At 41.2% G+C, this 12,165-nt stretch carries 13 protein-coding genes and 1 pseudogene; 9 read left to right on the top strand and 5 right to left on the bottom strand.

Features of this window, described 5'->3' with window-relative positions; genetic code table 11:
- Nucleotides 1-1,059 (top strand): alpha-L-fucosidase (locus WBM98_RS16370; protein ID WP_424367094.1); only part of this gene is annotated, 1,059 nt, incomplete at its 5' end.
- Between the two features lies 1 nt (nucleotide 1,060).
- Here the strand turns inward: WBM98_RS16370 and WBM98_RS16365 are convergent.
- Nucleotides 1,061-1,975, bottom strand: a complete 915-nt coding sequence (locus WBM98_RS16365; RefSeq protein WP_424367093.1) for a hydroxypyruvate isomerase family protein — start codon at nucleotides 1,973-1,975, stop codon at nucleotides 1,061-1,063.
- A gap of 197 nt (nucleotides 1,976-2,172) precedes the next feature.
- Between WBM98_RS16365 and WBM98_RS16360 the strand changes: the two genes are divergently transcribed.
- From WBM98_RS16360 to WBM98_RS16345, 4 genes are all read left to right on the top strand, one after another.
- Nucleotides 2,173-3,162 (top strand): sugar phosphate isomerase/epimerase family protein, encoded by a 990-nt coding sequence (locus tag WBM98_RS16360; protein WP_424367092.1) that lies wholly within the window; start codon nucleotides 2,173-2,175, stop codon nucleotides 3,160-3,162.
- A gap of 11 nt (nucleotides 3,163-3,173) precedes the next feature.
- On the top strand, nucleotides 3,174-3,617 hold the full coding sequence (locus tag WBM98_RS16355) for a DinB family protein (RefSeq protein WP_424367091.1): 444 nt from the start codon (nucleotides 3,174-3,176) through the stop codon (nucleotides 3,615-3,617).
- 12 nt (nucleotides 3,618-3,629) lie between these two features.
- Nucleotides 3,630-3,752: a hypothetical protein gene (locus WBM98_RS16350; RefSeq protein ID WP_424367090.1), complete on the top strand. Its 123-nt coding sequence runs from the start codon at nucleotides 3,630-3,632 to the stop codon at nucleotides 3,750-3,752.
- Nucleotides 3,753-3,893: 141 nt separating this feature from the next.
- Nucleotides 3,894-5,030 (top strand): Gfo/Idh/MocA family protein, encoded by a 1,137-nt coding sequence (locus WBM98_RS16345; protein WP_424367089.1) that lies wholly within the window; start codon nucleotides 3,894-3,896, stop codon nucleotides 5,028-5,030.
- 59 nt (nucleotides 5,031-5,089) lie between these two features.
- On the opposite strand, the gene WBM98_RS16340 is transcribed toward WBM98_RS16345, so the two are convergent.
- Nucleotides 5,090-5,560 carry an ASCH domain-containing protein gene (locus WBM98_RS16340; protein WP_424367088.1) on the bottom strand — a complete coding sequence of 157 codons (471 nt, stop codon included), beginning with the start codon at nucleotides 5,558-5,560 and terminating at the stop codon, nucleotides 5,090-5,092.
- Between the two features lie 307 nt (nucleotides 5,561-5,867).
- On the opposite strand from WBM98_RS16340, the gene WBM98_RS16335 reads away from it, so the two are divergent.
- The 4 genes from WBM98_RS16335 (at nucleotide 5,868) to nadD (ending at nucleotide 9,090) form a co-directional block, all read left to right on the top strand.
- Complete coding sequence (locus WBM98_RS16335) at nucleotides 5,868-6,920, top strand: sugar phosphate isomerase/epimerase family protein (RefSeq protein ID WP_424367087.1); 1,053 nt, start codon at nucleotides 5,868-5,870, stop codon at nucleotides 6,918-6,920.
- A gap of 128 nt (nucleotides 6,921-7,048) precedes the next feature.
- The gene (locus WBM98_RS16330; RefSeq protein WP_424367086.1) at nucleotides 7,049-7,906 is read left to right on the top strand and encodes a YicC/YloC family endoribonuclease; all 858 of its coding nucleotides are present in this window, start codon (nucleotides 7,049-7,051) and stop codon (nucleotides 7,904-7,906) included.
- A gap of 3 nt (nucleotides 7,907-7,909) precedes the next feature.
- The gene (gene gmk / locus WBM98_RS16325; RefSeq protein ID WP_424367085.1) at nucleotides 7,910-8,503 is read left to right on the top strand and encodes a guanylate kinase; all 594 of its coding nucleotides are present in this window, start codon (nucleotides 7,910-7,912) and stop codon (nucleotides 8,501-8,503) included.
- A 2-nt stretch (nucleotides 8,504-8,505) separates the two neighbouring features.
- Nucleotides 8,506-9,090 (top strand): nicotinate (nicotinamide) nucleotide adenylyltransferase, encoded by a 585-nt coding sequence (nadD, locus tag WBM98_RS16320; protein ID WP_424367084.1) that lies wholly within the window; start codon nucleotides 8,506-8,508, stop codon nucleotides 9,088-9,090.
- A 72-nt stretch (nucleotides 9,091-9,162) separates the two neighbouring features.
- Here nadD and WBM98_RS16315 read toward each other — a convergent pair whose 3' ends face one another.
- The 3 genes and pseudogenes from WBM98_RS16315 to WBM98_RS16305 all read right to left on the bottom strand — a co-directional run.
- Complete coding sequence (locus WBM98_RS16315) at nucleotides 9,163-9,669, bottom strand: nicotinate-nucleotide adenylyltransferase (protein ID WP_424367083.1); 507 nt, start codon at nucleotides 9,667-9,669, stop codon at nucleotides 9,163-9,165.
- A gap of 243 nt (nucleotides 9,670-9,912) precedes the next feature.
- Nucleotides 9,913-10,635, bottom strand: a complete 723-nt coding sequence (locus tag WBM98_RS16310) for a DUF6503 family protein (RefSeq protein ID WP_424367082.1) — start codon at nucleotides 10,633-10,635, stop codon at nucleotides 9,913-9,915.
- A 52-nt stretch (nucleotides 10,636-10,687) separates the two neighbouring features.
- A pseudogene (locus WBM98_RS16305) lies at nucleotides 10,688-12,165 on the bottom strand (inorganic phosphate transporter); the annotation flags it as partial.

Below are 12,165 nucleotides of genomic sequence, written 5' to 3'. Positions count from 1 at the left end.
AATTTCGATGCGGCCGAATGGGTTCGAATGGTCAAGGATGCGGGCATGAAATATATTACCATTACCAGCAAGCACCATGACGGATTCGCCATGTACGATTCAAAGATATCTGACTATAACATCGTTGATAGAACACCTTATGGGAAGGATGTGATTAAAATGTTGGCTGAGGAATGCCGCAAGCAAAATATTAAACTCTTCTTTTATTATTCGCAGTTAGATTGGCACCATCCCGATTATTATCCTAGGGGAAGAACCGGTCAGGAATTTACCGGAAGGGATGAATCGGGAAACTGGGAGGACTATCTCGATTATATGAATGCCCAATTGACCGAATTGCTTACAGATTATGGTCCTGTTGGGGGCATATGGTTCGATGGGATGTGGGATAAAAAAGATGCCGATTGGCAACAAGGAAAGACCTATCAACTGATACATAATTTACAACCCGGGGCATTAATAGGCAGCAACCATCATGTAACACCATATCCCGGCGAGGATTTTCAAATGTTCGAACAAGATCTTCCAGGTGAGAACACCACGGGTTGGCAGGGTTCCCACATTAGTGAACTACCATTGGAAATGTGTTTGACCATTAATGGCTCCTGGGGGTTTAACCTGATGGATCAGAATCATAAATCGCCCAAGGAACTGGTGCAGTTGATGGTAAAGGCTGCAGGCCGAAATGCGAACCTCTTATTGAATGTCGGCCCCATGCCGAATGGGGAAATACAACCCGAACATAAAGCCTCCTTAATGGCAATGGGTGATTGGATGGACAAGCATGGGGAAACTATTTATGGCACCCGTAAAGGCATCGTGGCCGCTGAGGATTGGGGCGTTTCTACCCAAAAAGGCAAAAAATTGTACCTCCATATCCTGGATTGGGATAAGGATGTATTGTTGGTTCAACCCTTTAAGGATAAAGTAGAATCCGTCGTTTTCTTTACCGACAAAAGCAAAGTAAAATATCGTTTGGATGACTATGGCCTTCTTTTGGAACTTCAAAAAAACAAAATGGATGAGGTTGATACGATTTTAGAGATTACCTTAAAGTAACCTATAAAAACGCATCTACTTTTCGGTAGGCATCAATTACGGCTTGTTCCCCGGCTTTATCCGGTCTTGAATTTCCGTGTTCCATGCCCAGGATACCGTCGAATCCTTTATCATAGATCCATTTAAATACGTTTTGGTAGTTGATTTCACCGGTTGTGGGCTCATTGCGTCCTGGGTTGTCACCAATTTGAATATACCCGATTTCATCCCAGGTCAGGTCCATATTGTGGATCAAGTGCCCTTCGTTCTTCTGCATATGATAGATGTCGTACAAAATTTTACACGATGGGCTATTAACGCCTTTGCAAATCAAATAAGTCTGTTCCGATGTGCGTAAGTGTAAGTCTGGCGAATCGGAGAGCGGCTCAAGTACCATGACCAACCCGTGGGGTTCAAGAATGTCGGCACCCCTGCGTAAGGCTTCGATAACGTTTGCATTCTGAATGCCTATGGGAAGGTTTCTTTCGAAACCACCAGGGACAACGGTCATCCATTTTGCATTGACCCGTTTGGCCACTTCGACTGCTTTTTTACAGCCATCTAAAAAAATATCAATATATTCCTTCTTGCCCGCAGCCAGGGTATTGGCCATATTGCCACCTTTATCGATTACGAATACGCCCATGGTCATGTTGCGTTTTTCCAGTGTCTCCCCCATCTTGGTTTGTAGTGACACATCGCGATTCATCATACCATTGTCCTCAAAGGCAGTGAAACCTTGATCGGCCATAAAGTTGATTTGATCGATTGGATCTTCGCCGGCATGGTGTTTGAACATGCCTAAATGTGGGGCATATTTTAAATTGAAGTTATGTACAACATTGGTGTTGGCTCTTTTGCCGAACGCCAGATTTCCTCCCATCATGATGGCACTGCTCGTAAGGGTGGTCTTTTGAATAAAGCTTCTTCTTTTCATCCGTGTTATTTTTAAGGATCGGGCTTTTCATTCCAAGCCGCTGTTTTCTGATAATTCGGGTTATCTTCCCGTTAAAACAGGGTTAGTACATAAAATTGTTTGCCCTCTAAAAGTATTAATATTAAATATATTTTCTACATTTAATATCCGTAGTTTTAGGCAAAAGATAAACAAACCGCCCACCTTTAATCAAGATGATGAAAAAATCACATATTTTCCGGACAGGTGCCTTACTTATCCTTATAGTATCAATTTTCATGGATATATCATGTAAGGAGGTGAAGAAGGAGGATTCTCAGAATATGGAATCTGCCCAAATGAAGGCTGAGACGATGGAGCCATTTTTTGAGCTGTCTTTGGCCCAATGGTCCATTCATAATATGATACGCAATGATAGTGTTGACCCGTATACCTTTGCGGAAAAAGCCAAGGGCTGGGGTTTTACGGGATTGGAATATGTTAGTCAATTATATCCCCCGGATCTTGAGAACAATGAATATTCAGCGGAAGCCATGAATGCCTTTGTCGAAAAATCGAATGCCGAAGCTAAAAAGCACGGTATGCGAAATGTGTTGATCATGATCGACCGCCAAGGTAATTTGGCCGTAAGCGATGCTGCTGAAAGAAAGGCCGCTGTAGAACGGCATTTCAAATGGGTGGATGCGGCTGCCAAAATGGGATGTCATTCAATCAGGGTGAACCTGGCAGGGAGTGAAGAACCTGAAGAATGGATGGCAAATTCGATTGACGGTCTTTCACAATTGGCGACTTATGCAAAGGACAAGAATATCAACGTTATTGTAGAGAACCATGGAGGATTGTCATCGAATGGGGCGATGCTGGCCGAGGTAATGACCAAAGTGAATATGGATAATTGTGGAACTTTGCCAGATTTCGGCAACTTCTGTATTGTGCGTTCCGAAACCGGGTGTGCGGAGGCATATGACAAATATATGGGGGTGAAGGAATTAATGGAACATGCAAAGGCGGTCAGTGCAAAATCACATGATTTTGATGAAGATGGTAACGAGACCGAGATAGATTATGCCAGAATGCTCCAAATTGTAAAAGATGCGGGTTATTCCAGTTTTATCGGAGTAGAATATGAAGGCAATGTCCTGAGTGAGGAAGAAGGAATTATCGCAACACGTGATTTGTTGTTAAATGCGGCCAAAAAGGTCAAATAATACATATTTTTATGAAGGTATTTTTTAATCATTTGTTTGATTACAACTTTTATTGCAATAAAAAATTGATTGAAGAATGCAACAAGTTGAACACGGTATCAGAAAAGAGCAGTGTGCTTTTTAGCCACATTCTCAATGGGCATCATTTATGGAACTCACGAATCCTTTCCAAATCGAGTGAGTTTGAGTTTTGGCAGGTGCATCCTATTGCCGATTGGGCGGATATGCATTATGAAAATCAGCGAACTTCTTTCGATATTGTCACCAATGCGAATGATTTTGAAAAACGGATCGATTACGAGAATACAGAAGGAAGGTTATTCACCAATACGATCCAGGAAATGCTCTTTCAGATCATAAACCATTCTACCCACCACAGGGCCCAGATTGCGATGGATTTTCGTGACAATGGCTTGGTGCCTATCAACATGGATTATGCTTTTTACAAGCGTTAGCACCCAAAAGAAATGAAAAACGGGGACTTGGTTCAATGGTTAGTGTTGATGTTCCTGGTATTCTTGATATGGACCGCTTGGGATGACGCCATTGTAGTCCATAAATTGAATGTGTTTTATACAAAAGATCCGTAGAGTGCAATGGCCTATGCGCTCTAAACATTATATTCATTTTCTTTGTACTTTTTCTCAAAAAAGTGGCGATTAATCGCAAAGCGCTGTATTTTTATAGAAATGGAGCATCCATTATTCGTATATCCTTAAATTAAATGATTCATGCCAAAAAAACTTAGACTCGGAATTGTAGGGGGTGGGGGTGATTCCTTAATCGGAATCTTACATCGTGTGGCATCCCAAATCAATGATAACTATGAAATTGTCGCCGCGGTTTTCACGCCTGATTTTGAAAACAATATGGGCTTCGCCCAGGAAATCGATATGCCCTTGAACCGTGTTTATCGCGATTTTGACATCTTTGTGAACGAAGAAATGCAATTGCCCGAAAGCGAGCGAATTGAGGTATGTGCCGTGTTGACGCCAAATTTCCTTCATTTTCCAATGGCCTTAAAATTGCTTGAGAATGGTTTTCATGTCATTTGTGAAAAACCGATGACCACTTCATTGCAAGAGGCCAAAGCTTTACAAGAAGCACATAAAGAGGCTGGGACAGTATTCGCATTGACCCATACCTACACGGGGTATCCCATGGTACGTCAAATGCGCGAAATGATAAAGGCCGGGGCTTTGGGTAAAATACATAAGGTGGATGCGGCCTATTATCAAGGTTGGGTCAATACGGTCATACATCACGAAGCGAAGCGGACTGCGGTTTGGCGGCTAGACCCTGAAAAAGCAGGAATAAGCTCTTGTATGGGCGATATCGGTGTGCATGCCTTTAATATGCTAGAATATACTACAGGATTGAAAGTTGAGTCTATTTTAAGTGATTTCAACTACCTATACAAAGAGAACACCATGGATATTGACGGTACGGTATTGGTTCGCATGGGGGAATATGTAAAAGGTGTAATTCGGGCCAGTCAAGTCGCCACAGGCGAAGAGAATGGATTGACAATTGCCATTTACGGCGATAAGGCTGCTTTTAAATGGGAGCAGGAAAACCCCAATTTTCTGTACATGTTGAGCGATACCGAACCTACTCAGGTCTATAAGCCTGGCCATGCCTATAATTCGGTACTCTCCTTAGACGGCACTAAATTACCAGCAGGCCACCCAGAGGGTATATTCGATGCCATGGCCAATATATATAAAGGTGCGGCCAGGGCGATCAGAGGGCAAATCTATAACGAAGGGGAATTTCCTACTATGCTAGATGGCGTAAGGGGCATGAATTTTATTGAAGCAACAGTTGAATCCCATAAAAAAGGGAATGTTTGGGTGAATCTGGAATGATACCTAAAATTGAGGTACGGAAAAACGCCCTGACAGTATTGCCAGGGCGTTTTTATATTTTATTTTTTACGATCGTAAACCTTTTCGAATTCTTCACAGACAATGATCATACTGTCTTTCGGGACCTTGTTATAAGGTGCAAGTTCACGTTCATAAAGGTCCCAATGCACTTTTTTCCAGTGGGCTAGACTCTTGTCTCCTTCACCTTCCAGTTCTGCATAACCTTCGTCTATACTGAAATAAGGCTTAAATTTTACAGCCGTGGTCCTTACGATGCATTGTGCCGTTCCCCCCCAATCGGTCACAACGGTAAAATCACCGATTTTCGGCAAGGGTTTATTACGGCATTGCAAGCTCAAAAGAGAATGGGAGGTAGCGCGTTTGATTCCTTTTTTTATCAAGGCCGCACATTCGTTGGCATCTTTTTCGTTATCACAAAAATGAATTGTTTTTGGTGCCTCGGCGAAGGCATCCTCTAAGTGGTGGTCTAAATAATCCCCCCACATATTACGGGCTGATGCGTTATCCATATTACAATTCTATTTATTTTGATCCTTAAAGGTAGAATTCGTTCCGATCTAGCTATTAAACGAAAAAGCGATTGATTTAGTGTTTTGAACGGTTTTCATTTCAAATGTCGCAATTGGGTCACAAGCTAGTTGGTTTGGCCTTTCTTTAAAAGGATTTACTATTTTAATAATGTTGTATTTGCTATCTTTATAAGGTATGGAAATGTATTCCTTACAAGGAATAATGAAGATTAAATATAGGGCTAATTCTTAAAACAATTCCTATTTAAAATTCATTGGATTCAATAACATTATCAATTATCATAAAATGAAGACAATAAAGGGACCAGCCGTATTTTTAGCACAGTTTGTAGATAGTAAAGCGCCTTTCAATTCCCTGAAAGGTATGTGCCAGTGGGCTGCCGATTTAGGATATAAGGGAATACAAATACCAACTTGGGAAGGTTTCCTGATTGATTTGGACAAGGCATCCGAAAGCCAAACCTATTGTGACGAGCTCAAGGGCACGGTCAATTCCTATGGGTTGGAGATTACCGAACTGGCTACCCATTTACAGGGTCAGTTGGTGGCCGTAAATCCGGCGTATGATCTGATGTTCGATGGTTTTGCACCAGATAGCGTTAAGAACAATCCCAAGGCGAGGACCGAATGGGCGGTTGATGTCATGAAAAAGGCAGGAACCGCAAGTCGTAGGTTGGGGCTCAAGGCCCATGCGACCTTTTCGGGATCCCTATTATGGCATACCATGCACCCATGGCCCCAACGGCCTGCTGGTTTGGTTGAGATGGGATTTAAGGAACTCGCAAAAAGGTGGATGCCCATTTTAGATCATTTTGATAAGGAAGGTGTTGATGTCTGTTATGAAATACATCCGGGTGAGGATTTGCATGATGGGGATACTTTTGAACGTTTTCTTAAGGCCACCGGGAACCATAAAAGAGTGAATATCCTTTATGATCCCAGTCATTTTGTGCTGCAACAATTGGATTATATTGCCTATATAGACCATTATCATGAGTTTATCAGATCGTTTCATGTAAAGGATTCAGAATTCAACCCTACTGGCAAAAAAGGGGCATTTGGTGGTTATAATGATTGGGGGGATCGTGCCGGTAGATATCGCTCTTTGGGCGACGGACAAATAGATTTTAAGAGCATATTCTCAAAGCTTACCCAATATGGCTGCGATGTCTGGGCCGTGATGGAATGGGAGTGCTGCATTAAAAGTCCAGAACAAGGGGCAAGGGAAGGTGCCAAGTTCATCAAAGACCATATCATAGAAGCGACCGAAAAAACATTTGATGATTTTGCCGGAGCCGAAATTGACAAGACAATGTTGAAAAGGATTTTGGGGGTTTGAACATCGTACCTATTAAACATTATGCATTAACCTAGGGTTATTTAGGGTTTAGGATAGGTTTAAGGAACCCTTTTCAACCTATATTACTATCTACAATTGCTTACCTTTGCACAAAATTAATTTGACTTATGATTCAATCCATGACCGGATTTGGGAAACATGTTATACAACTTCCTGCTAAGAAGGTAACTATTGAACTAAAATCCCTCAATAGCAAAAGTCTTGACTTAAATGCCAGAATGCCCAATGCCTATCGGGAAAAGGAGCTCGAACTTCGAAAATTGATCGCTACTTCCTTGGTTAGGGGCAAGATAGATTTTGGACTCTATATCGAAAATACAGGTGATGAAACATCGACCCAGGTCAACGAAGTGGTGGTACGCCAGTATATGAAACAACTGGCATCCATCGCCCAAGGGGATGATTTTAAGTTATTGGAAATGGCGTTGAATTTACCCGATGCCCTGAAGACCGAACGGGAAGATATTGATGAAGAAGAATATAAGACCATACTGGAGGTTTTAAAACAGGCCTTGATAGAGATAAACACCTTCCGTTTAGAAGAAGGTATTGTGCTCGAAAAGGATTTTGAACAGCGCATCAAGAACATGGAATCCTTATTGGATCAGGTTGTCCAAATTGATCCGGAAAGGCAGGCGACGATTCGTGAGCGCCTTGAAAAGGCCATTGCCGACCTCAAGTCTGATGTTGATGAAAACAGGTTTGAGCAAGAACTGATCTACTATTTGGAAAAGTACGATATTACCGAGGAAAAAGTGCGCTTGGCCAATCATTTGGACTACTTTTCAAAGACGTTGAAATCTGAGGACAGCAATGGTAAAAAATTGGGCTTTATAAGTCAGGAAATAGGAAGGGAGATCAATACCATAGGATCAAAGGCCAACTATGCCCCAATGCAACAATTGGTCGTGCAAATGAAGGATGAGCTTGAAAAAATAAAGGAACAAATGCTTAATGTCTTATAATTTATGGAAGGAGGAAAATTGATTATATTCTCGGCACCTTCGGGTAGTGGCAAGACCACCATTGTGCGTTATCTTTTGGAACAACCAGAGTTGAACCTGGCTTTTTCCGTTTCGGCCACCTCAAGACTAAGGCGGGGTAAAGAGAAGCAAGGGGAACATTATTATTTTATGAATGTCTCCGAATTCAAGAAACATATAAAAAATGATGATTTCCTAGAATGGGAAGAGGTGTATCGCGACAATTTTTATGGCACTTTAAAAAGTGAGGTAGAACGATTATGGGCCCAAGGTAAGAACGTCATTTTTGATATTGATGTGGTTGGTGGGCTACGCATAAAAAAGAAATACCCAAAAGAGACATTGGCCGTATTCGTGAAGCCCCCAAGTGTTGATGAACTGAAGATACGATTGAAGAAGCGGAGTACCGAGAGCGATAATAAGATCAATATGCGTATTGCGAAAGCATCGGTTGAATTGGCTACGGCCCCACAGTTCGACAAGATTATAAAGAACTATGACTTGGATACTGCACTGAAGGAAGCACACCATTTGGTGGCGGACTTTGTAGGTGCTTCGGTAGATGAAAAGAAAGACTGATCATGAAAAAGGTTGGGCTTTATTTTGGCACTTTCAACCCTATTCATATTGGCCATTTGGTGATTGCCAACCATATGGTGGAGTTCTCCGACCTAGATGAGATATGGTTCGTCATTACCCCAATGAGTCCGTTCAAGACCAAAAAAACAATGCTCGACGATCATCATCGTTACCAAATGGTATTTGAGGCTACCAAGGAGTATCCCAAATTGAAACCCAGCAAAATAGAGTTTGGTCTGCCCCAGCCCAATTATACGATCAATACCTTGGTTCATTTAGAGGAATTGTATGGTGTGGACCATGAATTCGCTTTGATTATGGGAGAGGATAACCTCAAAAGTTTTCACAAGTGGAAGAATTATGAGGTTATTCTGGAGAATTATTCCTTATACGTATACCCAAGGATCTCTGTTGGGAAGGTAGATCATCAATTTAAGGATCACCCAAGAATACAGCACGTTAATGCACCGATAATGGAGATTTCATCGACCTTTATTAGGGAAAATCATAAAAAGGGAAAGAACATCAAACCCTTGTTGCCATACGAAGTATGGCGCTATATGGATGAAATGAATTTCTATAGGTAACGAAATTAAGAAGAGCCCTGTTTCATATGAAACAGGGCTCTTTGATGTAACGCCGGTCTTCTATAACATATACTATAGAAATTCACCAGTATCGTCAATTTTAACCCGCATGACCTTATCCCCATTTTTAAGTTTGATCTTATAGCTTTTATTGGCCCCTTTATTTTGGTTATAGGTAACCCTATAAACATCATTTACGATGGTCCAATTGGGAAATCTATCTGCTACGGCATTTCTAACTGCAGTAGGCAGTTTAATATCCTCAAATCTTTCAATGGTTCTAAGAATCTCACCATCTGGATTATAGGCAGCTACTATCTTTCCTTCAGGGATAAAGAATGAGACATAGTAAAAATCGCTATCATCTTGATAAAATTCAGAATCCTCTAGGTTAAAGGCTGCTACTTTTCGTTCAAGCATTTGTACGGGTATCGCTGCCTCTTTGGAATCAATTGCATTCAGGTATTTGTAATTGACAGCGGTAACCACCACTTCGGATAACTCTTCAACTTTTGGAACCTGTGCAAGTAATGGGCTGGTTAGGCCTAGGACTAATAAACCAACAATGAACTTTTTCATGATTTATGATTTTAAGATTAACGAATCGGATAATCCACTATTTGGATGTCACCATTCAGTATTTTAAAAGTAAACCCTAAACCATTGGCCCACAATGACCTAAATCAGTCAAAATAAAATCGTACAAAGTAATATCTTACATATTCTAAAGACCATCTTGACGTAGGTCTTTGCATAAATCGGAATGGGATTTTGAATAGCCTTCGTGTCCCTATAGATTAATATTAACAAAGGCTACCAGATTTATTGCAGTGGTTCAGCTTTGGTCAAAATATCGGTTCCTAGGAGTTGATTGTCGCTATTATAATACCAGGTCCTGATTTTGGGCATTTTGATACTGGCCACGTTTTCAATGTCACTAAGTAGAATATACTCCCCGTCATTTTTTGATTCGTCATGAAAGAACTGATAGACTTCCATGGCATAGGTAATAGGGTCAAAGTAGAAATACCAAATGTCGTCGCCAATACTTTCGGCATAGGTGACTTTAAGCACTAAATAATTTTTGCCCTTTAGGTTTTTGGTTTGTACCACAGGATCCAGTTGGGTGCCTGGATCTTTTAATTTCATGGGAAGACCATAGAGATACGTATAATAATCCTTCATCTTTAGGGCTTGTTCGCAATTTAAACGGTAGGTCTTTTGTTCCTCATCTGAAAAGGAGGTATCTCCGTTCAACATTAGGGTGCATTCTTCCTTTTCTAGAACATATTCGACAATACCATCATCTTGCTGGGTAGTAAATTTAAAATATTCCTTAGGGAGGTCAATTTCAACCTCACTTAGCCGCTCCTTGCCATCAGGATATTGCAAAGTGATAAAAAGTTTTCCCTGAAATACATCCCAGAGTTGATTGGGGTCATGGTAGGCGATGGCTTTGTCCAATAATTGAGCAGAGGATAGTTCTTGGGCCATTAATGGAAGGGCGCCAGCCGTCATGATCATTGCGAAGAAAAACCCTTTCATATATTTTGGTATTTCTCCCTAAGATAGTTAATTTCCTTGTGGTTAAATGGACTTATTCCTCTATTCTTGCAGGCTGTATACTACTATCATGTTCTTGATAATAAGATTCCATAAGGTTCATCGTACTTTTTAAAAGGTCTTTGGTTTCCAATAAAAGTGAAAAGTATAAGGTGGTATTCTTTGGACTGGATTCTTCGGTCCGGGTTCGTGCTACTTGTTTTTGTATTTTATCAGTGACCATATTGAATAGGTTTTGCTTATTCTGAAGAAGATTGCCTATCTCCTCAAAAGAACTGTTATCAAAGGCTTCTTTTGTGTTATTGAACAACGCCTCCAATTGCTGATCGATTTGTTTCAACTCTTTTATTTGATTGTATTTGAGTTTGCTATGATTATTGTTGACGTGTTTATGGCATATTTTGGCGATATAATCCAGCGATTGGGTAATATCGGTCAAATACCCTAAAATAGTGATATAAAAGTTGCTGGCCCCAATACCGGTTTCATCCAGGTTTTTAATAAAGTAGAAAAGATTATCCCTGAGCTCATCTATTTCCTTCGATAATTTTGAGACTTGTTTTCTACTCTTCTTCAATTGATCAAGATCCTGTCTTGCAAGGCCGTTGATCGAGTTGGTGTAGATTTTATTGGTACGTTTGATCACTTTCGCAATATTGTGGGTGCTTTCTTCTATAACCCCTTGAATAGAGCTGCTCTGGGCCTTGCGTAAGCTATCTTCGGCCTCGATTTCCTTCGATTTTTTGTTGTAGGAAATATAACTTTTAATCAATAAAAGAAGTGCCGTGAACAACAAGATAGCAAGGGCAACTCCTTTACCAAAACTTATGATCGTTAAAATGGCACCTGATGCAACAAAGGCGATGATGGCTGTACCGAACCAACCCCCAATGACATTCAATACCCCTGCAACGCGATAAACAGCACTTTCGGCTCCCCAAGCCCGATCTGCCAATGAAGTACCCATGGCCACCATAAAAGTGACATAGGTTGTAGACAAAGGAAGTTTGTATGAGGTCGCGATCGAAATAAGAATCCCAGCGACCATCAGATTCACTGCGGCACGTACCATATCAAATGCAGGCATTGTATAGGTCTTTTCTTTTGAAAGATGGATGACGGGCTTTTCAAAACGGGCATCCACTTTTTTTCTTATCGATTTAGGAAAAAGTAATGAGATTTGGGAAATCAAGACGGTTAATCGGACAATACCCCGAGATAGGACATTCGGCTGAAATCGCTCCTTGGATTCCCCTTCCCTTGATAGGTTTATTTCAGTATCGGCAACATGACGTGCCTTTTTCGAAAACCATAGGGTGGCGACCATGACCATTCCAGAAAGAAACAGAAGCAAGGTCGGGGTGGGTACCTTGGTAGCAAGAATAGACATGCTGAATTCCGTTGCAGCGATTCCTGATACGGACCATGCCTCATACGATTGGTACGCGGCGATAGGTACTCCGATAAAGTTCACCAAATCGTTGCCCGCAAATGCAAGTGCCAATGCAAAAG

The organism is Maribacter sp. (genome assembly GCF_049667165.1).
GTDB lineage: Bacteria > Bacteroidota > Bacteroidia > Flavobacteriales > Flavobacteriaceae > Maribacter_A.
The sequence above is the reverse complement of the archived record's forward strand: the minus strand, read 5'-3'. Positions and strand labels throughout refer to the sequence as shown.